The organism is Winogradskyella pulchriflava (assembly GCF_042434315.1).
GTDB classification, from domain to species: Bacteria; Bacteroidota; Bacteroidia; order Flavobacteriales; family Flavobacteriaceae; genus Winogradskyella; species Winogradskyella pulchriflava.
Genome location: NZ_JBHLTQ010000005.1, coordinates 204,917 through 226,958, shown reverse-complemented (window position 1 = coordinate 226,958; position 22,042 = coordinate 204,917). Strand labels below are relative to the sequence as shown.

Annotated in this window: 20 protein-coding genes; 16 read left to right on the top strand and 4 right to left on the bottom strand. The window is 35.0% G+C overall.

Annotated features, from left to right (window positions below):
* Position 1: 1 nt before the first annotated feature.
* The 13 genes from ACFFGA_RS10420 to ACFFGA_RS10360 all read left to right on the top strand — a co-directional run bounded on the left by ACFFGA_RS10420 (position 2) and on the right by ACFFGA_RS10360 (position 12,562).
* Positions 2-1,003: a PorP/SprF family type IX secretion system membrane protein gene (locus ACFFGA_RS10420; protein ID WP_386063510.1), complete on the top strand. Its 1,002-nt coding sequence runs from the start codon at positions 2-4 to the stop codon at positions 1,001-1,003.
* Positions 1,004-1,223: 220 nt separating this feature from the next.
* Complete coding sequence (locus tag ACFFGA_RS10415) at positions 1,224-2,210, top strand: hypothetical protein (protein ID WP_386063508.1); 987 nt, start codon at positions 1,224-1,226, stop codon at positions 2,208-2,210.
* Between the two features lie 167 nt (positions 2,211-2,377).
* Entirely contained in the window at positions 2,378-2,668 is a 291-nt protein-coding gene (locus ACFFGA_RS10410) for a DUF2188 domain-containing protein (protein WP_386063505.1), read from the top strand.
* 136 nt (positions 2,669-2,804) lie between these two features.
* Entirely contained in the window at positions 2,805-5,174 is a 2,370-nt protein-coding gene (gene hsdR, locus ACFFGA_RS10405; protein WP_386063502.1) for an EcoAI/FtnUII family type I restriction enzme subunit R, read from the top strand.
* Between the two features lies 1 nt (position 5,175).
* Positions 5,176-5,610, top strand: a complete 435-nt coding sequence (locus ACFFGA_RS10400; protein WP_386063499.1) for a hypothetical protein — start codon at positions 5,176-5,178, stop codon at positions 5,608-5,610.
* 4 nt (positions 5,611-5,614) lie between these two features.
* Positions 5,615-7,045: a class I SAM-dependent DNA methyltransferase gene (locus ACFFGA_RS10395; RefSeq protein WP_386063496.1), complete on the top strand. Its 1,431-nt coding sequence runs from the start codon at positions 5,615-5,617 to the stop codon at positions 7,043-7,045.
* Positions 7,038-8,381 (top strand): restriction endonuclease subunit S, encoded by a 1,344-nt coding sequence (locus tag ACFFGA_RS10390; protein WP_386063493.1) that lies wholly within the window; start codon positions 7,038-7,040, stop codon positions 8,379-8,381. The genes ACFFGA_RS10395 and ACFFGA_RS10390 overlap by 8 nt, the downstream gene beginning before the upstream one ends.
* Before the next feature lie 5 nt (positions 8,382-8,386).
* Positions 8,387-9,397 carry a PD-(D/E)XK nuclease family protein gene (locus ACFFGA_RS10385; protein WP_386063491.1) on the top strand — a complete coding sequence of 337 codons (1,011 nt, stop codon included), beginning with the start codon at positions 8,387-8,389 and terminating at the stop codon, positions 9,395-9,397.
* Between the two features lie 30 nt (positions 9,398-9,427).
* The gene (locus ACFFGA_RS10380; RefSeq protein ID WP_386063488.1) at positions 9,428-9,751 is read left to right on the top strand and encodes a hypothetical protein; all 324 of its coding nucleotides are present in this window, start codon (positions 9,428-9,430) and stop codon (positions 9,749-9,751) included.
* Positions 9,752-9,831: 80 nt separating this feature from the next.
* Complete coding sequence (locus ACFFGA_RS10375) at positions 9,832-10,926, top strand: HipA domain-containing protein (RefSeq protein WP_386063485.1); 1,095 nt, start codon at positions 9,832-9,834, stop codon at positions 10,924-10,926.
* Entirely contained in the window at positions 10,923-11,576 is a 654-nt protein-coding gene (locus ACFFGA_RS10370; protein ID WP_386063482.1) for an HIRAN domain-containing protein, read from the top strand. The genes ACFFGA_RS10375 and ACFFGA_RS10370 overlap by 4 nt, the downstream gene beginning before the upstream one ends.
* Positions 11,577-11,783: 207 nt before the next feature.
* Positions 11,784-11,912, top strand: a complete 129-nt coding sequence (locus tag ACFFGA_RS10365; protein ID WP_386063480.1) for a hypothetical protein — start codon at positions 11,784-11,786, stop codon at positions 11,910-11,912.
* A gap of 8 nt (positions 11,913-11,920) precedes the next feature.
* Positions 11,921-12,562, top strand: coding sequence for a hypothetical protein (locus ACFFGA_RS10360; protein WP_386063478.1), 642 nt, complete (start codon positions 11,921-11,923; stop codon positions 12,560-12,562).
* A gap of 1,639 nt (positions 12,563-14,201) precedes the next feature.
* Here the strand turns inward: ACFFGA_RS10360 and ACFFGA_RS10355 are convergent.
* Entirely contained in the window at positions 14,202-15,002 is an 801-nt protein-coding gene (locus tag ACFFGA_RS10355; protein ID WP_386063475.1) for a hypothetical protein, read from the bottom strand.
* A 1,065-nt stretch (positions 15,003-16,067) separates the two neighbouring features.
* Here ACFFGA_RS10355 and ACFFGA_RS10350 point away from each other — a divergent pair.
* Positions 16,068-16,214, top strand: coding sequence for a hypothetical protein (locus ACFFGA_RS10350; protein ID WP_386063473.1), 147 nt, complete (start codon positions 16,068-16,070; stop codon positions 16,212-16,214).
* Between the two features lie 95 nt (positions 16,215-16,309).
* Here ACFFGA_RS10350 and ACFFGA_RS10345 read toward each other — a convergent pair whose 3' ends face one another.
* Positions 16,310-16,660 (bottom strand): hypothetical protein, encoded by a 351-nt coding sequence (locus ACFFGA_RS10345; protein WP_386063470.1) that lies wholly within the window; start codon positions 16,658-16,660, stop codon positions 16,310-16,312.
* Between the two features lie 187 nt (positions 16,661-16,847).
* Here ACFFGA_RS10345 and ACFFGA_RS10340 point away from each other — a divergent pair, with 187 nt between their 5' ends.
* A complete protein-coding gene (locus ACFFGA_RS10340) occupies positions 16,848-17,372 on the top strand; it encodes a DUF8685 domain-containing protein (RefSeq protein WP_386064342.1) in 525 nt (174 codons plus the stop codon).
* 138 nt (positions 17,373-17,510) lie between these two features.
* Here the strand turns inward: ACFFGA_RS10340 and ACFFGA_RS10335 are convergent, their stop codons facing one another.
* Complete coding sequence (locus ACFFGA_RS10335) at positions 17,511-18,242, bottom strand: hypothetical protein (RefSeq protein WP_386063467.1); 732 nt, start codon at positions 18,240-18,242, stop codon at positions 17,511-17,513.
* A 305-nt stretch (positions 18,243-18,547) separates the two neighbouring features.
* On the opposite strand from ACFFGA_RS10335, the gene ACFFGA_RS10330 reads away from it, so the two are divergent.
* Complete coding sequence (locus ACFFGA_RS10330) at positions 18,548-18,739, top strand: hypothetical protein (protein WP_386063465.1); 192 nt, start codon at positions 18,548-18,550, stop codon at positions 18,737-18,739.
* A 5-nt stretch (positions 18,740-18,744) separates the two neighbouring features.
* Here ACFFGA_RS10330 and ACFFGA_RS10325 read toward each other — a convergent pair whose 3' ends face one another.
* Positions 18,745-22,023 carry a S41 family peptidase gene (locus tag ACFFGA_RS10325; RefSeq protein WP_386063463.1) on the bottom strand — a complete coding sequence of 1,093 codons (3,279 nt, stop codon included), beginning with the start codon at positions 22,021-22,023 and terminating at the stop codon, positions 18,745-18,747.
* Between the last annotated feature and the right edge of the window lie 19 nt (positions 22,024-22,042).

The window sequence follows — 22,042 nt, the reverse complement described above, 5'->3', positions numbered from 1 at the left end:
AATGACATTACGATATATAGTACCTATAATTTTTGTTTTTGGAGTGTGGAGTGCAAAAGCGCAAGACCCTATTTTTACACAATCTAATTACGTACAAGAAACTATAAACCCTGCCTTTTCTGGTTTTGAAGATAACGACCGTATAAGTGCCGGTTTGCTTAGTAGAGTGCAATGGCCTAATCTCGATTTGCAAATCCATACACAATATGCTTACGCCAATAAATCGTATGATTATGGCCCTAGTTTGGCCTTTGGTGTTGGAGTAAATGCCGTATGGCAATACGAAACCTTCAACAATTATAACTACGCGCAGATTAATTTTAATTATGCCCATAGGATTAACCTTAATGGAGGTTGGTATTTTAGACCAGCCTTAGAAGTAGGAGTAGGTAATAAGAGCAATAGGTTTCGTAATTTAACCCTTGCCGATCAGATTAATATCAATTCGGGTACTATTAACCCAGTTAGTGTTGATCCTTCAGTTGACCGTATTAATACCATTTTCTTTTTAGATATCGGTGCTGGTTTTATTATCGAAAAAGAAGAGATTAATGGTATAGCATATTGGGGAGGCATATCTGCAAAGCATCTAAATAGGCCTAATATTTCTATTGTAGAAGGAGGCAAATTACCATTAGACCTGTTTTATTCAGCGCATGGTAATTTTAGATTTCCTTTTTTGTACGATAACAGTATTATGCTCACCGCCAATTTTATGCAGCAAGGCAAGTACAATCGTTTTGATTTAGGAACGCTATTTCAAATGGATTTACTTTTGTTAGGGCTTACTGCAGCAACTAATCCTGCTAAAAATGATGGCAATAGCCATTTGCTTACCTCTATTAATGCCTTTGTAGGTATAGAATACCAAGCCCTTCGTTTTGGTTTTTCTTATGATAAAAACACAAGCAAAATAGGGCGTACCGATGGAGTGTATGAGTTGTCCGTAACCTACTTGTCCAGGTGTCGTCGTTGTAATACCGACCGTGGACGTAAGCGTTGAGAAGGGTATTACATAAGAGCAATATGAGTCTAAAATTGTAATAATGTATTCCAAAAATTAGTATCTTAATGCCAGTTCCCCATATACCGCCTCCTTAACGGTGCGGGACTACATAATTCGTTGTTGACTGCACAGCACCTAAAATATACCTTGAACTGGGTATGGTTTGCTATGGTAATTGCTATTAATTTTGAGTATTAACCAACTAACTATACGGATTATGAAAACTAAAATTTCCCTTATTATTATATTTATTAATATGAGCATATTAATTGCTCAAAACCGAATAACTGTTGAAGGAGTTATACTCAATAGCGATGGTGATCCTGTTGCTCATGTAATTGTTAGTGAAAAAGATGCTAATAATTCAGTTTTAACGGATGATTCAGGATTCTATAAAATACTAATTGATCCTAAATCTCAACTGGTGTTTTTTAAAAACGGAACTATTATAAAGCGATTAGATGCTAACAATTTTGAAAGTAATAATGACGTTGAGTCTTTAGGTGCAGATATATATAGAGCAAGTTTTATTATGCAAAGTTCAGGTGGAGGAAGTACTTCAATGAATAACTATTGGCTTGGAGCTAAAGTAGGTTATAACTTCATTGGGGAAACCGATGATAACTTTTTTGTTGGCTCTGCCTCAATAAATCTCAATCTATTTGAAGGTTTTGCTAATAAGAAAGACGAGGATTGGCATAGCTTTTTTGGTATTATTGGAAATATTGGGAATTTTAAATTCGACAAAGAGACAGACAGTAGTGATGATGTTCAAAAAGTAGCACAATCCATTAATGGGCTATCAGTAGGATTTGGATATACATTAGAAAATAAATTAGATTCACCCAAGGATACTTATGTGAGATTTTTTACCAGAACTGGTGTAAGAATGACAACCTTTGATGGTGTTGGTGAAGATGAAGAGTCAATAAACCTTGCTCAATCTGAGACAAACGCAGGTGTTGAGTTTGAACTAGGTAATTTTAAGAACGGAGGGAGTGTGTCAATTGCTACTGGAGTGACTATGTATTTATTTGATGAAAGTGTTTACAATAGAATTTTTGAAGAAGAAAAAGGAAGTCTGTTTACTATAGATGCTACTATGATATTGCCAATATCCAAAGATCTTGGATTTTTCATTAATGGTACTTTCACAAAAAGAGCCTCAGCAGCTTACATTTTAGGTATAATCTTTAGATCATAAATAATACTATTATAACATCTTAATTGTCATAGTTTCTAAAAATGTTCACTATAGTGCCCTTGCCAACCCAAGGGCTTTTTTTATCTTAGAGCAACATTACTTCGTCATTGCGAGGAAGCGAGGTACGAGTAACGAAGTAATCTCATTATATAGAATAAAGAATAACCATGCCAAAGCAAAACACCCTTACCGATGCCATTCAAAAATTAATAGAAGCCATTCTCAAAGCTTTAGGCTATGGCAGTACCAAAAAACGCACTTGGCACCAACATGTTGTGCCTTATGAAGATGGTTGGGCCGTACGCAGAGAAGGCAACAAACGCATCACTTCCAAACACCGTAAGCAAAGCACTGCTATTGCCAAAGCCAAAACCTTAGCCAAACGCTATGATGCCGATGTTATTATTCACAGAGAAAGTGGTGGTATTCGGGATCGGATTAGTTATCGGGAGGATTAATTGATAAAGCCTTGTAAATTTATGGGCTTTTTTTATCTTTAAAGTCCCTTAGAATAATTCATAGTTGACTATTTGTGTTTTTAGTTAAAAGACAAATGGTTTTTTTATGTCTTTTTGAATGTAAAATTGTATTATTTTGAATAAAAAAAAACTTTCCGAATCTGATATTAAAGCAAAATTTATCACACCTGCGATTTTGAAGTCAGGTTGGGATGAGCAAACACAATTAGGTCGTGAAATTTTCTTCACAGATGGTCGCATCTATGTGAAAGGAAAACTGACTGCAAGAGGAAAACGAAAATTTGCAGACTACATACTTTTCTACAAACCAAATGTTCCGATTGCCATAATTGAGGCAAAAGACAACAAACACAGTATAAAAAGTGGAATTCAACAAGCTCTTGGCTACGCCAACACCTTGGATATACCTTGTGTCTTTAGTAGTAATGGAGACGGATTTTATTTTCACGATAAAACAGCAACAGATGGAGAGATTGAAAAAGAACTAACATTAGACGAATTTCCTAGTCCAGAAATCCTTTGGCAGAAATACAAAAAGTATAAAGGAATTGAAACCGAAGAAGTTGAAGAAATCGCCAAACAAGATTATTTTCAAGATGGCTCTGGCCGTAGTCCAAGATACTACCAACAAATTGCAGTAAATAGAACAATCGAAGCAGTTGCTAAAGGTTTAGACCGAATTCTTTTAGTTATGGCAACTGGAACTGGAAAAACCTATACAGCTTTTCAAATCATTTACCGACTTTGGAAAAGTGGAGCAAAAAAGAGAATCCTATTTTTAGCAGACAGAACTGCCTTAATTGACCAAACAGCTCGTGGTGATTTTAGACATTTTAAAGATGCTCTAACAATCATAAAAAAGAAACAAATTGACACAGCTTACAATATTTATTTAGCATTATATCAAGGCTTATCTGATAGTCAAGGGGCTGATGCATACAGACAATTTAGTCCTGACTTTTTCGATTTAGTAATCATAGATGAGTGCCACAGAGGAAGTGCAAAAGAAGATAGCAAATGGCGAGAAATTTTAAAATATTTTGGTAATGCAACTCACGTAGGTTTAACCGCAACACCAAAAGAAACAACGGAAGTTTCAAATATTGATTATTTTGGGGAACCGATTTATACTTATTCTTTAAAACAAGGAATTGATGATGGTTTCCTTGCACCTTACAAAGTTGTAAAAGTTACTTTAGATATTGATGCAGAAGGTTGGCGACCACCACAAGGGTTTTTAGATAAAAACGGAAATCCAGTTGAAGACAGAATTTACAATAGAACAGATTTTGACAAAAATATAGTTGTTGAAGAACGCAGAAAATTAGTAGCAAAAAAGATAACTGAATTCTTAAAAGGCTACGACAGATTTGCAAAAACAATCGTTTTCTGTATTGATATTGAGCACGCAGAAGGAATGCGTTCCGCATTGGCTAACGCCAATGCCGATTTATTTGCTCAAAATAATAAGTATGTAATGCAAATTACAGGAGATAACGAAGAAGGAAAACGTGAGTTAGATAGTTTTATCAATCCAAGTGAGCCATATCCAGTTATTGCGACTACTTCTAAACTAATGACTACAGGAGTTGATGCTCAAACTTGTAAACTCATTGTTTTAGATAGCAACATTGGTTCAATGACCGAATTCAAACAAATCATTGGTCGTGGTACAAGAATCAATGAAGAATATGGTAAAACATATTTTACCATTATGGACTTTAGAAATGTAACCAACTTATTTGCTGACCCTGATTTTGATGGAGACCCAGTAATGATAAAACAAGTTGGTGAAGATGATGATTTATCTGGTGCAGAAGATGAAACCACAGAAGAAGTAATCACAGACATTTTAGATGGAGAAGAAGTAGAGTTTCCAGACATTGAAGGCGGTGGAGAAATAGAGGAAGATACAAGACGTGAAAAAATTCGAGTTGATGGTGTTCAAGTTAAAATTGTAAATGAACGTGTTCAATATTTGGGTAATGACGGTAAAATCATAACAGAAAGTCTAAAAGACTACACCAAAAACAGCGTAACCAAACAATATCAAAGTTTAGAGAAATTTTTGAATACTTGGAACAATGCTGAAAAAAAAGAAGCCATTATTCAAGAATTAGAAGAACAAGGCATTTTCTTTGACGCTCTTAAAGATGAAGTTGGGAAAGAGTTTGACCCTTTCGATTTAATCTGTCACGTTGCTTTTGAAGCAAAACCATTGACAAGAAAAGAACGAGCAAACAACGTAAAAAAGAGAAACTATTTTACCAAGTATGGAGACAAAGCACAAGCAGTTTTAAATAGTTTACTCGATAAATATGCAGAAGATGGTTTATTAACCATTGAAAGCACAGAAGTATTAAAACTTGACCCTTTAAATAAATTAGGTACAGCAATGGAACTCATTAAATCTTTTGGTGGTAAACCAGAATATTTAAAAGCATTAAAAGAGTTAGAAACAGAACTATATCATACACCAGCATAAAATGAATATAGAGCAAACTCAGCAAATAGTTCATCATTTTATGAAATCAAGTGATTTTAATAAGCACACTGAAGATAAAGTTCTTTTGCTAAATAGGGTTTCGTATAAAATAAGACCCGATGATTCATTTTATTTTAAAGACAAAATTATCTTAATTGAGTATGAAAATAACTTACGTCCAGTTGAGAGTATTTCTAAATTTTATTGGCTTTTTGAAAAAACAAAATGGCTTCAAGAAGCAATGCCTATTCATCTACTATTTATTATTACAAATGATAGAGTAGAAAAAAAGTATAGAATTAGAACTGAAAGTATTGAAATACTCGGCAAAAAGTTAATGCAATTACATCCTAAGCATTTTAAGTTTAGTTTTATTAATAAAAGCGATATTTCACAAATAAAAATAAAGTCTGAATTAAAACGACTATTAGAATAATCATATGGCAAACGTAGCAGCAGTAGTAAGCAGTATTAGAAATATAATGCGTCAAGACAGAGGGATTTCTGGTGATGCACAACGATTAGAGCAATTAGGTTGGATGCTCTTTTTAAAAATTATAGACGATAAAGACCAAGAATTAGAAATCTTAAAAGACGATTATCAATCTGTAATTCCAGAGAAATTTCAATGGAGAACTTGGGCAAGCGACCCAGAAGGTATTACAGGAGACGATTTATTAGAATTTATAGATAGCAACGCACAAAGCAACAGAGGTTTGTTTGCCACCTTGCGTAATTTAACAAGCGTAACCAACCCAAAACGTGCTGCAATAGTTAAAGAAGTGTTTGATGGCTCGAACAATTATATGAAAAGTGGTTACGAAATGCGTAAAGTCATTAACAAACTCAACGAAATTGACTTTAACAATTCTGACGATAAACACATTTTTGGAAACATTTACGAAAGCATTTTACAAGAATTGCGTGATGCAGGAAATAAAGGTGAATACTACACACCAAGAGCTGTTACGCAATTAATGACACAAATGACTGACCCAAAATTGGGCGAAAAAGTGCTTGACCCAGCAGCAGGAACAGGAGGATTTTTAACCGCAGCAATTGACCACGTTAGAGACCACTATGTAAATACAGTTGATGATGAACATACCTTGCAAAATAGCATTACTGGTTGGGAATTAAAACCTGTAGCTTATGTTTTGGGTTTAACCAATTTAATTTTACACGAAATGGATGTTCCAGACTATCATTACATTGATAGTTTAAAAAAGGAATACAACAGTATTGGACGTAAAGACCAAGTAGATGTTATTTTGGCAAATCCACCTTTTGGTGCAAGTATAGCAGATGGTGTAGAAACCAACTTTCCTGCAACGTATAGATGTAAGGAATCTGCCGATTTATTTGTGATTTTAATGTTGCAACTCTTAAAACCCAAAGGACGTTGTGCTATTGTGTTACCTGATGGCTCTATTACTGGTGATGGTGTAAAAGCAAGAATTAGAGAAAAATTATTGACAGATTGTAATTTGCACACCATTATTCGTTTACCACAAACTACGTTTTTTCCTGCCACAGTAAGTACCAATCTATTATTCTTTGAAAAAGGAAACAAAACCAAAGACATTTGGTATTACGAACACAAATTACCCGAAGGTCAAAAAAGTTATTCTAAAACCAAACCCATACAGTTTAATGAGTTTGAACCACTAATTAAATGGTGGAATAACCGAGAAGAAAACGACCAAGCTTGGAAAGTAAATATTAATGATTTAAAAGATTGGGATTTAGATATTAAAAATCCTGTTCAAGAAGAGGAAGAAAAATTAGAATCTTCTGACGAAATATTGAAAAGATTAAAAAAGTCTTTTCAGAATAGTATTGACCTAATAAGTGAACTTGCAAATGAATAATTGGAAGAAAGTAAAGTTAGGTTCTATATTAACAGAAAGCAAAATTGAAGCAGTAGAGTCAAACGCAGATTCGAGAATTCGTGTCCTTTTAAATGCTAATGGTGTTATTAAACGTCCATTAACTAAAGAAACTAAAGGAGCAACTAAATATTTTAAAAGGTCTGAAGGTCAGTTTATTTACGGAAAGCAGAATTTACATAAAGGTGCTTTCGGTATTATTCCTAAAGAATTAGATGGATTTACAAGTTCTTCGGATTTACCAGCTTTTGATGTAGATAAGTCTTGTTTGCCAGAGTGGTTAGATTACTTCTTAAAACAAGGAGATTTTTATTTATCATTAATTGATATTGCAAAAGGTGCTGCAACAAAACGTATTCAACCTAAAGCTTTATTTGAAGTTGAAATACCACTTCCAGACACAACACAAGAACAACAAGAAATAATAGAAGGGTTTAAAAATAAAGAAAGGTATAATGAATTATTAGATTCTGAAATCCAAACCCAAAAACAACTCATTTCGCAACTAAAACAAGCCATTTTACAAGAAGCCATACAAGGAAAACTTACCCAAGAATGGCGTGAACAATACCCAAATACAGAACCTGCAAGTGAATTATTAAAACGCATAAAAGCTGAAAAAGAAAAGTTAATAAAGGACAAGAAAATTAAAAAGGAAAAACCTTTGCCACCAATCACAGCAGAGGAAATTCCTTTTACAATTCCTGAAAGTTGGAGTTGGTGTAGGTTGGGAGAAATAAGTGATATCCAAAGAGGTTCTTCACCAAGACCAAAAGGAGATAAACGCTATTTTTCAGAAGAAAAAACAAATAGTAACTGGATTACTATAAGTGACATTACAAATAATAGTGAGCAAGATATTCTATTAAAAACGAAAGAATATTTGACGGATTTAGGCACAAAATATAGTAGATACGTAAACAAAAATGAATTTATAATTGCAGTTAGTGGTTCAACTACTGGCAAATGTTGCTTGACAGGAATTAAAGGGTTTATTTATGATGGTTTAGCTGTCGTTCGACTTCATAACAAAGAGTTATATCCGCAATTTCTATTAAATTATATGATTCAGTTATACACTCACATTAACAATTCAAAAGAAGGTGCTTCATTCCCAAATATTAATACAGGTTTTTTAAAAAATATGGTTTACCCTTTAATGTCACTTGAAGAACAAAAAGCTATTGTAGAAAAAGTAGTAACTCTAATGCAAAAATGTAATGCGTTGGAGCAAGAAATCACCCAAAGTGAACAATACGCTAATATGCTAATGCAAGCGGTTTTAAAAGAAGCGTTTGAGAGAGAAACTATAGTCTAAAACCTATGTTTAACAATCTGTATAAATTATACAGCAACACAAATAGCAACAGAACACCGTTAGAAGATTTTACTACCGAGTGTTTTGCGGGTGTATTACAATGCAATCCAGCTATTTTGGCAGATTTTGTAAACTTATTAAAACTAGATGCTGGTGATTATAAAGTAAACACACAAGTAAAATATACCTTACCAAACGACCCTAACTGTATTGTAGATATGGTTTTAGAAAACGAAACCACCATTTGCTTTATAGAAAACAAAGTCAACTCAAAAGAAGGTTGGGAACAATTATCGCGTTATGTCAAAGTACTTGATGAAATAGATAAAGAAACGCATTTACGCTATTGCACTAAACATGTAGATACCAAAAAAGAAAACCAGCATCATTTTAAACAATTAAGATGGTATAACATAAGTAACTTATTAGAAAAAAAGCATAGCAATAACGTTATGGCTATGCAATACGTACATTTTTTAAAACAACAACAAATGGCAATGGACACCTCAATAACAACAAACACGGTTATTACCTTAAAACATTTTTTAAACACCTATGAGGCTATGAATTTTCACATACAAAACGCATTACCAGAGTTTAAAAAAGCGTTTCCAAAAACGGCAACAAAAAAACAAGAAAAAATTCCCATGTTAAGAAGACATGATAGAATAGGTATTATGTTGCCCAATCCGTTGCAAGACAAATCAGAACATACAGAAATATTGTATTGTATTCAATTTGAGCTTTGTAAGTTGCAAACCCAAATATGGGTACATAAATCGCATCCACAATGCAACGAGATTTATGAACGTGGAAAAGCTTCTGGCCTATTTGAGTATTGCCAATTAGATGACTTTGGATTAGGTTTAAGAAACTACAAAAAACTTTTTCACTTTATAGATAGTAAAAACTCCGACGAAGATATTAAACAATGGTTTGAAGATAGTTTCGGTAAGATAAAGCAGTTCATCAAAGCCAACCCAGACTTAAATTGGATAGAAAGTGTAAAACAATAAAAAATAGTTAAAAACCAAAACCATATAACTATGGAATTAGAACATTTAATAGAAGCTATTGAAGCTTATAACGATAATCTCGTTCAATTTAATAATGGTGAAGCTGTACATTGCTTTTTATATCACAATACGTGGTACCCTTTAAGAGCAACAATTAATTATGCTTCTGATCTAGCAAACGAGAGAAATGATTTTACTAAAAACGAAGCCATCAATGAGATTCATAAATTATTGCCATATGTTGCAATTCAAAAAGTTAATATAGAAGACGGAAACCTTCCCGAATTGACTAATCAACAAAAGCAAAATAGAATTAAGGATTTGGCAAAATTGATAACTACATTGGTAGAATAAAAGAAGTTTAAACACTAATATGGTCGAGCAACCTAAACTAATAGAAGCATTTCAGAATGGTTCAGAACATTATGAGGTAAATGGATAAATACATACCAACATTCACCGATGTTTCAGAGTGGGACGTAAAAATTTATGAAAATACTACTGGTACCAGAAGTAAGCAAATTGTCATCCAGCCAGCTAGTGATAAGGAGTTTTTTTTTAAAGGGTCCAAAGAATTAGATACTGGTGAAATAAGATATCCTATGGAGTTTTGGTCAGAAATTGCGTCATCAAAAGTTGGTCAGTTTTTGGGTTTTCCTTTATTAGATTATAATATAGCCTACAGTGAACATACAATTCAAAAAGTGGGTTGTATTTCAGCTTCTATGGTTGACGACACAAAGAATAATTTAACTGAAGGGGTAGTGTATTTAACAGGTAAGAAGCCATCATACAATCCTGAAACTGATAAAAAAGATTACACTTTCCAATTTATTCTAGATACATTAAAACTGTTTAAGCTAGAAAAGCACCTAGTAAAATTTTTAGAAATGTTAGTATTTGATGCTTTAATCGGTAATTCTGATAGACACCAAGAAAATTGGGGTATAATAACATACTATAATGAAATATTAAATGAAATAGAAATTAATTTAAAAAAATCAGAAACCAATTATTTAAAAAAACAACTTATAAAACTAACTAGATATTTCATAAAGTCAATTCCTAATCAACTGAGATTTTTAAAGCCCAATAGTAGATTTAGAAAAAATGCTCTTATGGCGCAATCAGAAATAATTAAGAATGAATTTTCACCAATTTATGATAGTGGATGTTGTTTAGGAAGGGAGTTTGTAGACGAAAAAGTAGTTAAAATGCTTTCAGATAATCAAATGCTTGATAAATACCTCAGAAAGGGGATGTCCGAAATTCACTGGGAAGGCCTGGAAGGAAAACTAAACCACTTTGAACTCTTAGAAAAATTGCAAGTAGATTATAGGTTTGATATTAAGAGAGTTATAAGTAGAGTTGTAAGTGAATTTGATGAAAATAGTATTAGCTATATTATTTTAAATTTAGATAAAAATTTGCCCGAAAAATTAAATGACTACAAACTTTCAGAGGATAGAAAGAACTTGATGATTAAATTGATAACTTTGCGGTACAACAAATTAGCATCCCTTATTTGAAAACTATTGGCAATATATTTCTAGTCTGGCGTAAAGGTAGAGGTGGCAGACGCATTACTATAGGTGTTATAAAACGCAATGCTAGTGAGGGTGTGCGTTTTCAATACGTACAAGAAGGACTTGCAGAGGCTTTAAAACTAGGTTTTAAACATTATGAAGGCTTTCCTGACACAGATAAAGTCTATACTGAAAATGTTTTAGATATATTCGGCCAACGTATTATCCGTTCTGAGCGAAATGATGTAAAAGACTTTTACAACTTTTGGCAAATAGATAGAAAGTATAAAGAAGATGATTTTTATATGCTTGCATACACTCAAGGATTATTGCCTACTGACAATTTTGAATTTCTAGCCGATTTTAATCCAATTAAAGGTCTTTCATTTATAACAGAAATAGCAGGTCTTTCAACCTATAAGATTCCAAGTAATTTTATAAGCGTAGGAGATAGGTTAGTTTACCTGTTAGAAAAGAACAATGAATACGACAATAATGCTGTTGTGCTAACTAAAGCTAATAAAAAATTAGGCTATGTTAAATGTATCCATAACAAAGTATTTCATAAAACTGATAAGTATTTTGAGGTGCAAGTACATCGTATAGAAAAGAATGGATTATTGAATAGAGTATTTCTTAAAGTTTCAATTTAATTATTACCAGTTTAATATTGAACAAGTGTTGGTTTAATGAGATCGATTCACTTTGCTTTAAATGATATTGTAAGGCTAATTTCCATTTTATTTTTTGTTATATGATAATGTTGTAAATAGTATTAGAACTAGAACCGTCAATATCTAGAAACACCAAATTTTTGTGATTTACTTTTGGCGTATATTAATACTAAAATCATTAAAATTATGAGTAAGCAAAACAATCACAAAGCCAATCAAGCTAATGCAAACAAAGGTACATCTGGTACCAACAGCACATACAGTAAAGTGCATGGTAATAAAGGTGCACAGTTAAATCCCAATAGAAAAAAATAACCATCAAAATGTCTGTGACAAACAATAACGAATGGAAAGATTTAGTACAATCCCTTTTACCAACAGGTCACAGATGGAAAAATGGAACGCATTTTTTTCTAGTTCTATCCAGCTACCTTCTTAGTGACGATTTTAAATCATCAAGGAGGTGGCTGGTTTATGTGATGCATCATGCTAACTGGTTAAACCTTAGGGATACACCTTATAACACTCTGTCAGACCAATCGCTAGCAGATATTACTGATAGACATATACCCAATAAATTTGATAAGGAATCTATTTATAAGTTGTTCGGGACCAATCGTAATACATTTAAAAAAAACTATGCAAAATACCTTCAAATAAAACAGCCCACAATAGGGCAGATTATGTTAGCCCTTTTTAACCAGTGGAGAGATTCTAATCAAGAATTATCAGAGCCAATTAAAAAGAAGGATATATCTAAGCTTCAAGGGTTTTACCCAAAGAAAACTGCTAAAATGCTTGTCGTAGTTCCTCAGCTAGAAGACTATTTAGAGACCATAGGATTATCTTATGAAGAAGTTAGAGAGTTTCCACCGCGATTAATAGAAACCTTTTTTGAAGAAATAGGAGAGCCAGAAAGGTACAAAGAGCTTGTAGAAATTCTAAGTCAAGATGAAGAGGCATAAAAATGGTAACAACTCCTTCAATAGTATATCCTTAAAAATGAAATCTAGATGCAGTATCAAGCATGCTATTTTGGTCATTCCTAGCACAGTGAAGGAATCTCATGGAGTTTAAGGGTATCATTAAACAGATTGCCACGCTCGTACCTCACTCGCAATGACACTTCCATTAGAGTATTTGTCGTTACCACCCAAACACCATAACCATTCCCAAATCATAATCGCACTTGCCATTCCGACACGGTCGGAAAAGCTGTCGGCAGTATATATAACTAAAACCCGTAAAAAATAGCTGAAGCCTTGGAAGCTATTTAGGGTTTTAGTTATGGTTTTTTAATAGCATGATGATGCTATTAAAAATACCTTCGACAGTAAAAGCTTTTTTTGGTAGCTTTTTTAGGCATAAAAAAGTACATATAAAAAAATCCAGGACAGTAAGACCACACGGTATCATAATTACAAAACCAAAAAGCAGACATTATAAAACAGAAAAAAATGAAACAGATTGCCACGCTCGTACCTCACTCGCAATGACACTTCCATTAGAGTATTTGTCGTTACCAACCAAACACCATAACCATTCCCTAACCACCATCGCACTTGCAATTCCGACACGGTCGGAAAAGCTGTCGGCAGTATATATAACTAAAATCCGTAAAAAATAGCTGAAGCCTTGGAAGCTATTTAGCATTTTAGTTATGGTTTTAATAGCAAGGGAATGCTATTAAAAATACCTTCGACAGTAAAAGCCTTTTTTGGTAGCTTTTTTGGCATAAAAAAGTACATATAAAAAAATCCCGTGCAGTAAGATCACACGGTATCATAATTACAAAACCCAAAAAGCAAACATTATAAAACATAAAAAAAATTAAACAGATTGCCACGCTCGTACCTCACTCGCAATGACACTTCCATTAGAGTATTTGTCGTTACCACCCAAACACCATAACCATTCCCAAATCATAATCGCACTTGCCATTCCGACACGGTCGGAAAAGCTGTCGGCAGTATATATAACTAAAATCCGTAAAAAATAGCTGAAGCCTTGGAAGCTATTTAGGGTTTTAGTTATGGTTTTAATAGCATTGAATGCTATTAAAAATACCTTCGACAGTAAAAGCCTTTTTTGGTAGCTTTTTTAGGCATAAAAAAGTACATATAAAAAAATCCCGTACAGCAAAACCACACGGTATTATAATTACAAACCCAAAAAGTAGGCATTATAAAACAGAAAAAAAAATGAAACAGATTGCCACGCTCGTACCTCACTCGCAATGACACTTCCATTAGAGTATTTGTAGTTACCACCCAAGCACAATAACCATTCCCCAACCACCATCGCACTTGCAATTCCGACACAGTCGGAAAAGCTGTCGGCAGTATATATAACTAAAATCCGTAAAAAATAGCTGAAGCCTTGGAAGCTATTTAGGGTTTTAGTTATGGTTTTAATAGCAAGGGAATGCTATTAAAAATACCTTCGACAGTAAAAGCCTTTTTTGGTAGCTTTTTTGTGCATAAAAAAGTACATATAAAAAAATCCCGTACAGCAAAACCATACGGGATTATAAAATTAATTTAGCTAACAGCTAACAGCTAACAGCTAACAGCTAACAGCTAACAGCTAACAGCCAGCAACAACCTACCCAACCACAGCAATTTTCATACAGTGGCCTTGTGCCAACTCATACAGTTCACCATTAACTTCCTGGTAAAACACAATCGCCGTACCAGCAAACAAGGCTGTAGTTGCAGGTATTGGAGCATAAGCTGTGAGGTCAACCTTAATATCGGTATCCGCACCAACCATAGCACCTAAGGCAATAGCATCACTATAGGTAACGCTACCCACACCATTTGGAGTGTCTTCTATTGGCTCGTAAGCTTGTAAAGCAGACACCCATTCGTAATTACTAGTGTACCCAGCGGCAAGCACCAGCTTAAAATGTGTAGCACCTTCTGGTTTTTTAATGTAAGTATCGGTATTAAAATCGGGTATCATCCAGTTAACCGTATCACGATTGGCATTTATAGTAGGTCCTGAATTAGGAGCATTAAAATGACTATCAAACGGCTTCTGCTCGTTAAAATTAAATCCAATAAATGGTTCTATATTATCAACAAGGTTAAGCGTACGTTGTCCACGCAGACCAGCACCATTATTAATAATTCTACGCATAATACCCACAACACGACCCGTAAGGTTAGAACTACTTACCAAGCGCGAAATAGATGAAAAACTATCTCTAAAGCTCTTACCACTCTTTGTGGCACACTTAAACTCTTGCATGTTCTCACGTGTTCGCTGATACTCAGGAGCGTTCATTATACGGTTTCTACTCACACGGCTTTTGGTTTTTACAAAATTATTACCGTCTTTTCTGTAAAAGGTCAACCCATCCAAGGTACCTTCTAATCGAATAAAAGAATTATTCTTTGCCATAATAAAAAGGTTTTAGGACATGCGTAGCTATGGTTTAATTAAACTATGCACATCTGATTAGTACAACCCAAACTCGTTTCGGGTCTTTTAAGGTATAAGGGGAATTGTAACAGCAATCTATAAATCCGGATTTTATAGCTAGCAAGTATACGTCTGCTAAACTGCTGTGGGTCAAACATATAAAAAATTATTTTAACCGTTCACTGACATAAATTAACATATTATCGATAAAAAATGCATTATACCGATGATTTTTTAATTTCCTAGCCCAATTTTCCGCATCCTTTAAAAATTTTTTAAAGCCATCCGAATACCGATTGTGAATTTCATAAAAATGAAAAAATCTAAAAATAATCATGTAACTTACAGTTTTATAGGGTTTTACAAGTTGTTGTAGAATCAAAGAAAACAAATTTTAAACCCTGAAATTTAACCAAGAGCTCCTCCGACGCTCCTCCGACGCTCCTTCGACTCTCCTTCGACTCTCCTTCGACGTTCCTTCGACGCAACTATAAAATAACCATAGAAACCTCCAAACTGTCAAAAAGCCTCTTACTAGTAATAACAAATAAATAAGCACTACAAAGCACAAAGCAGTCTTTTTAAGAGTAAGAATTACAATAGCTAATTACCTTTAGAGAATTAGCTGTTAACCAAAAAAGCACCATAACCTTTTCCCAAACAACATCGCACTTGAAATTCCGACACAGTCGGAAAATGCTGTCGGCAGTATATATAATTAAAATCCGAAAAAAATAGCTGAAGCCTTGGAAGCTATTTAGGATTTTGATTATGGTTTTATTGGCGTCAGTAAGCCAATAAAAATACCTTCGACAGTAAAGGACGTTTTGGTTCGTTTTTTGTCCTTCAAAAATGAACATATCTAAAAAAAAGTCCCATAAAGCGAAACCACAGTGCTCATAAAAAAACCACCAACTTTATCACAATACTACCTAATTGTTAAATGATTGCTAAATCTTTGATGTTTAACCTGTTTGCAGTCATTTTGGACATCCAAACCCCACACTTATATCGTATCTTTGGTAACACCAAATGACAAGTGCTATGAAATTATTACAAGACCTCAAAAAACGCCTATTCAAATCCAAAGATGCCACATATGCAAACCATCAAAATGCAGGTGACACAAAAGCCAAATCTAGAATAACAAAAGCCTTTTCTAAAGACGAGGATAGGTTTATGTTTATATAAGCTGGCGTTTACAACACCATCTAAGGCATAAAAAAAAGTACACTAAACTAATAGTGTACTTCATCATATGTTTGTTTAATAACGGTAGGGCGTCCTTATTTTACGGCTACCAGTTCCTTAGCAGCAATAGCTGCGTTATAATCTGCTGTAACTTTCTTTTTAAAGTTAAAAAACTTTCCGCCATCTTTTTGTTTTAATACCACAACCACAGTACCATCTGCTTTGGTATTAACTTCTTCAATAACAACGGTATTGCCTACAACACTTTTGTAATTAGCAACGCTACCACGTTTGATTAAGATATTGGGCTTCGGAAAGTCAATATGCTCATACGTGCTCGATTCAGTTGCTTTTATTACTAATTCATCCCCAACTTGTGGAGTGTTCTGCGCACTTAGGAAAATAGTAAATCCTAAAAATAATACGGTAATAAATAGTTTTTTCATAGTTAATGAGTTGTTTTTTAAGAATATAACAAAAATATCAAGATTTTTCGAGCGTTGCAATACCTTTTTATATTTATTAACATTTCTTTTGGTGTTCTGTTTTACGACTTGGATATTTTACTATTTTAGTCGCGAAATACAAGTTTAATAGCACTCCCATTGTATGGGCATAACATCACATATTAATATGAAATTACTAGGTATAGGCTCAAGAATCAATCACCCAGAATACGGAAAAGGAGTCGTCACTAACGTCACCTCAAAACACTATTGGGTTACCTTTATAGACAACGGTTTAGAAACTATAGATTTAGACGCTGACTTTGAAGTTATTGAAGCAGCAGAAGACGATGTGGATACCATTAGTTTTTATGAGGTTGAAAGAAGCCTGAAAGCTATACTTAAAAAGTGGTCGGATGTTTCCGAAGTTGTTGCCATTGCCGATAAATGGAAAGGTGGTACACTGATTATGCAACCTGGTGATGAGAATCTGAAAGCCAGTGAACTGCCGATAGATAAATTCTTCCATAAAATTACAATGGTTCGTGATCGCTTGCGTGTAATGGAACAGAAGATTAATTCCAGTAACCTAGAAGAACAAGAAAAGATTGATCTTCAGCAATACATCACAAGAAGCTATGGTAGTCTTACCAGTTTTAACGTGTTGTTTAAGTTGAAAAGTCAGCAGTTTGTAGGGCAACGGTCTAAGTAGGGTTTGGTTGTGTTTTCAGTCAGTTGTGTAATGCTTGTTAAAGAGTGATGAGCGACGAGCTAAGCGTGAAACTGGTAACTGATGTAGTGATCTTATGAAATACTAAATTGAGAGATCGCGTCGTACCTCGCGATGACGTTAGAATGACAATCCTCTAACGTCTCCCATTTCTAAATCGAACACCAATAATTTATGCGATGTTGGTAAGAGGGCTCCGCTCTCTGTGGTAATCCAATTATCCCATGTGGCTTCCAAACCACCAATAGGTAGGATATCTACCCACATTTGATAGCTTTTGGGTTTGCCTGTATCATCAAAATGCCATAAGTAAGAGTCGCCAGGTGTTGTACCTCCGGAAGTGTAGGTGACTAGTAGCGCATTTTTGTTGTCTTCGGTTTTAACTAATCTGCGTTCGGTGCCTATGTCAAAAACTTTGTAAGGAGCAACGAGCCAGAACGCATCATTGTTAAAGTAGTTTTCGGCTTTAAGAATATAGTCGTGTTTTTCTTTTCCATTGTACTCCTGTTGTCCGGCAAACACTTTTGAATTGTCACGCTTTTCTAAATCCAAAATGACGGTCATCTCATCCCATGATACTTCACAGGTTTTTTCGGATTTATACCATTTGTAATGGTGCCTCCCTTTAAATGTCCACTCTAAATAATCCGTGTTTAAATAAGCTTCTTCATTCAAGGATTGCAGCATTTGTGTGGCGAGTTGGTCAGCAGCTTGCCCTTGTTGTCCTGTTGGTAGGTCTTCGTTGTATTTTAGGTACATAAACCCAAAGAACAGGAGTGAGGGTAAGGTTAGGAAGACGATGATGCCTCCAATGATTTTTAGTGTTTTTTTGAGTTTACTTTTTTTTGCCATGAATGGGTTTGTTTATTATCTGTTCATTTTGTCTTGACACAAAACGAACCAAAAAGTCAAAACGATTTGTTAGGAAATTACTAAAGTACCATTCGCTAATACATTAATGATCTAATATTTAATTGTACTTTATCTTTCAACCCTTGTTTCATTTTCAAAACATTATTTGGGGCTCATTATTTCTGAAAATCGTTGTTTCCGACTTTGTCGGAATTTCAAGTACTTTGTTAATTTGAACTAATTTATTGTCATGCTGAACTCGTTTCAACATCTGATGCTTAATGAGATCCTGAAACAAGTTCAGGATGACAGGGCTCAACTATAGAATACGTTTAGCTTTTGATGGTTTTGATACTTATGGTATTTTCATTGTGATTCCTAAGTCTATCGAGAAGCTATCTTACCACGCTTACGTCACTGCGAGGCACGAAGCAGCTAACATTAAACAGATTGCTTTACTTCGATTGCGCTCAGCACAGGCTCTAGCCTCGCGATGACTTTATTAATTATCAGATTTATACCCTTCAGGTCGTTTCCAGCGAACAGGAGCTTTAGGTTCTGGTTGTAATTCAAACTCATTGCCTTTTAATAAACTTAAAGCTTCTTGTACAGCACGCTCTAATTGTGGGTCATTACCTTTTGATGTTTCTTTTGGTTCTTGGATTACTTCAATATCTGGAGCAATACCTTCACCTTCTACAGCCCAGTTGCCATTAACATCATAAAACCCTCCACGCGGTGCCACCATACGTCCTCCATCAATAAATTGAGGAGTGTCCCAAGTACCTACTAAGCCTCCCCAAGTTCTGGTACCGATTAAAGGTCCTAGTTTTTTCATCTTAAACATATAAGGTAATAAGTCACCACCAGAACCTGCACGTTCGTTAATGAGCATAACTTTTGGTCCCCAAATCCCTGCGATTGGAGTTGTCCATGGACGTTTGTCTCCCGCTTTACTGTTAAAGTAGCCAAAGAGTTCTCTAGACATAATATCAATCATATAATCTGCAGCTGAACCACCACCATTGTTGCGTTCGTCTATAATCACACCTTTTTTATCTTGCTGCGAAAAGTAATACCTGTTAAATGACGTAAAGCCACCTCCACCAGTGTTTGGCACATAAACATAAGCTAGTTTTCCGTTTGATAATTCATCAACCTTTCTACGATTACCTTCTACCCAGTCAACACTTCTTAAGCCTCTTTCATTACTTATAGGTTTTACTAAAACAGTTTTGGCATCCGTCATAGATGGTTTAGAATTCACCGTAATATTGATTTCCCTACCAGCGGTTTGTTCTAATAAACTATAAGGGTTGGTATCTGCAGTAAGTTGCTTACCGTTTATAGCCAATAAATAATCTCCCTCGTTAACATCAATGCCTGGTTTGGCAAGTGGTGCATCTAAATTAGGATTCCAACGTTCCCCTGTATAGATTTTAGAAATCTTAAAATTACCGTTTGTTAAGGTGATATCGCAACCCAATAAGCCAACAGGTACTTGATTTACATTTGGAAAATCACCACCAGATACATAGGAATGTCCTACAGCAACTTCACCACTCATGATATCTACTACGTAGTTTAAGTCAGTTCTATGGCGTACATGATCTATCCAAGGTGAATACCATTTATAAACTTCATCCCATGGTGCTCCATGTACATTATCAACATAAAGGAAATCGCGCATGTAGCGCCAGCCTTCCTTAAAAATTTGATGTGCTTCGGCCTTAGGGTCTATCTTAATTTTAATATTGGTTTTTAAGTTGTCCTTTCCAGGTTTTGGAGGTGCCGAAGAATTTGTTAACACCCAGTTTCTATTTTGAAAAAGCAGGACTGATTTTCTATCTTCAGAAGCCACCATTTGATTAACACCTTCGGCAAAATCCGTTGCTTTGCCTTCTTCGAGATCATAGGTATGGACTTTGAAGCCATTGGTATTAGGAATTGCTTCTGCAACAAACACTTTCTTTTCAGGGGCTTTTAACAATGCGACGTAGTTTCTTGCAGGCATTTCTAGAGCAACAGCTCTATTAAAGATGCCTTCCTGGTCAATTGTGACAGTAACTCCGTTGGATTTATCCTTGTCTTTCTTTTCCTCTTTTTCCTTGTCTTTCTCCTTGTCCTTACCCTCTTCATCTTTTGAAGTGCTATCTTCCATGTCATTTTTAGGCAGTGTAGGTGATTTATCCTTTGCGCTCAAGACTACAGCATATAAATTTCTAGTGAGATTGGCAGCAGGATCGTAGTTACTCATATCTAACCAGCCCGACTGTAAACCATAGTTGGTACTTGCCAAAGTATAAAGGTATTTGCCATTGGCATCCCAAACTGGTGAAATGGCATCTGCAATTGGGTCTGTAATCTGAATGATTTTCTTGGAATCAATATTATAAGCGAAAATGGCCTTGAAGTGGCTTTCCTGTTGTTTAGCATAAGCAATCCACTTGCTGTCTGGTGACCATACCGGATTCATGGAGCGGTTAGGATGTGCATAGCGATCTGTATCTACTTTAGTTGTTTTTTTAGATTCTAAGTTGATAATCCAGATGTTGTAGTGAGTATCTGTGTATGCTATATGTTTTCCATCAGGTGACCAATCGGGTTGAAAGTAGAAGGTAGGGTTTGGCAGTTTTATAGCTTCAGCATTTTGACCATCTTGGTCTGCTAACATTAATTGATATTCACCACTAGCATCAGAGAACCAGGCTATTTTATCACCTTTAGGCGACCAAATTGGACTTCGGTCTGCAACTCCAGGTGAGTTGGTAATATTTTTCCAGGTGCCGTTTTCCTTTGGGACAGTAAATATTTCTCCTCTATGCTCAAAAATAGCACGTTTGCCTTTTGGTGAAAGGTTTGGATTGGATAATTGTCTTTCCGATACATCTTTCCACTTGGTACGGTAGAAGTTTAGATCTGCCTTAACATCAATATTCAATTGCTTTGTGACTCCTGAGCTTGGATTGTAAACATGAAGATAGCCTCCTTGTTCGTACACGATTTTATCGTCGCTAGCATCTAAGCTTTTAACATCAAATTTTTTATGAAAGGTGATTTGTTTTTCTTCTTTGGTTGAAGGATTGAAAGACCAAATATTCATGGTATAATCGCGCTCGGACATAAAATAAACCATTCCATTTAACCAAACAGGGTCAAGGTGACGTTCTTTAGTAGGTTGCGTTGTTCTGGTGAGCGCTTTGGTATTTAGATCCACAACCCAAATTGGCATGGCTTGTCCACCACGGTAGTTTCTCCATTCGGCATCCCAACCTGTAATTGGAGTATAGGCTAAATGTTTCCCATCAGGGGACATTTCGCCATAAGCTGCTCTGGGAATATCTAAGGCTTTTGGTAAGCCTCCTTTAGTAGAAACTGTAAAGAATTTATTGGTCATTGTAGGTTGTGCTTCTCTACTAGAACGAAACAGCACTTCTCCATCTGGTGTCCAGCCTTGTACATAGTCGCCACCAGGATGATAGGTAAGTCGTTTTGGCTCACCACCTTCAGCTGGCATTACAAATACATCAACATTGCCATCGTATTGAGCTGTAAAAGCAATCATTTTTCCGTCGTTAGAAAAATGAGGATTCGATTCATAGCCGTCATCACTTGTTAAACGAATAGCTGTTCCTCCATTTACTGAGGCTTTCCATAAATCGTTGGCATAGACAAAGACGACATCATCTCCATGCAATGTGGGTTGTCTTAATAATTGTGTGCCTTGTGAAAAACTAAATAACGAATAGCAAAACGCTAGTGTAACAATAAATCGTTTCATTTTTTGATTGGTTTTAAGA

What these genes read in the sequence shown, in the direction of transcription:
- ACFFGA_RS10420 (WP_386063510.1), top strand. Translation starts at nt 2, where the DNA reads ATGACATTACGATATATAGTACCTATAATTTTTGTTTTTGGAGTGTGG.
- ACFFGA_RS10415 (WP_386063508.1), top strand. Translation starts at nt 1,224, where the DNA reads ATGAAAACTAAAATTTCCCTTATTATTATATTTATTAATATGAGCATA.
- ACFFGA_RS10410 (WP_386063505.1), top strand. Translation starts at nt 2,378, where the DNA reads ATGCCAAAGCAAAACACCCTTACCGATGCCATTCAAAAATTAATAGAA.
- ACFFGA_RS10400 (WP_386063499.1), top strand. Translation starts at nt 5,176, where the DNA reads ATGAATATAGAGCAAACTCAGCAAATAGTTCATCATTTTATGAAATCA.
- ACFFGA_RS10395 (WP_386063496.1), top strand. Translation starts at nt 5,615, where the DNA reads ATGGCAAACGTAGCAGCAGTAGTAAGCAGTATTAGAAATATAATGCGT.
- ACFFGA_RS10390 (WP_386063493.1), top strand. Translation starts at nt 7,038, where the DNA reads ATGAATAATTGGAAGAAAGTAAAGTTAGGTTCTATATTAACAGAAAGC.
- ACFFGA_RS10385 (WP_386063491.1), top strand. Translation starts at nt 8,387, where the DNA reads ATGTTTAACAATCTGTATAAATTATACAGCAACACAAATAGCAACAGA.
- ACFFGA_RS10380 (WP_386063488.1), top strand. Translation starts at nt 9,428, where the DNA reads ATGGAATTAGAACATTTAATAGAAGCTATTGAAGCTTATAACGATAAT.
- ACFFGA_RS10375 (WP_386063485.1), top strand. Translation starts at nt 9,832, where the DNA reads ATGGATAAATACATACCAACATTCACCGATGTTTCAGAGTGGGACGTA.
- ACFFGA_RS10365 (WP_386063480.1), top strand. Translation starts at nt 11,784, where the DNA reads ATGAGTAAGCAAAACAATCACAAAGCCAATCAAGCTAATGCAAACAAA.
- ACFFGA_RS10360 (WP_386063478.1), top strand. Translation starts at nt 11,921, where the DNA reads ATGTCTGTGACAAACAATAACGAATGGAAAGATTTAGTACAATCCCTT.
- ACFFGA_RS10355 (WP_386063475.1), bottom strand. Translation starts at nt 15,002, where the DNA reads ATGGCAAAGAATAATTCTTTTATTCGATTAGAAGGTACCTTGGATGGG.
- ACFFGA_RS10350 (WP_386063473.1), top strand. Translation starts at nt 16,068, where the DNA reads ATGAAATTATTACAAGACCTCAAAAAACGCCTATTCAAATCCAAAGAT.
- ACFFGA_RS10345 (WP_386063470.1), bottom strand. Translation starts at nt 16,660, where the DNA reads ATGAAAAAACTATTTATTACCGTATTATTTTTAGGATTTACTATTTTC.
- ACFFGA_RS10340 (WP_386064342.1), top strand. Translation starts at nt 16,848, where the DNA reads ATGAAATTACTAGGTATAGGCTCAAGAATCAATCACCCAGAATACGGA.
- ACFFGA_RS10335 (WP_386063467.1), bottom strand. Translation starts at nt 18,242, where the DNA reads ATGGCAAAAAAAAGTAAACTCAAAAAAACACTAAAAATCATTGGAGGC.
- ACFFGA_RS10330 (WP_386063465.1), top strand. Translation starts at nt 18,548, where the DNA reads ATGACAGGGCTCAACTATAGAATACGTTTAGCTTTTGATGGTTTTGAT.
- ACFFGA_RS10325 (WP_386063463.1), bottom strand. Translation starts at nt 22,023, where the DNA reads ATGAAACGATTTATTGTTACACTAGCGTTTTGCTATTCGTTATTTAGT.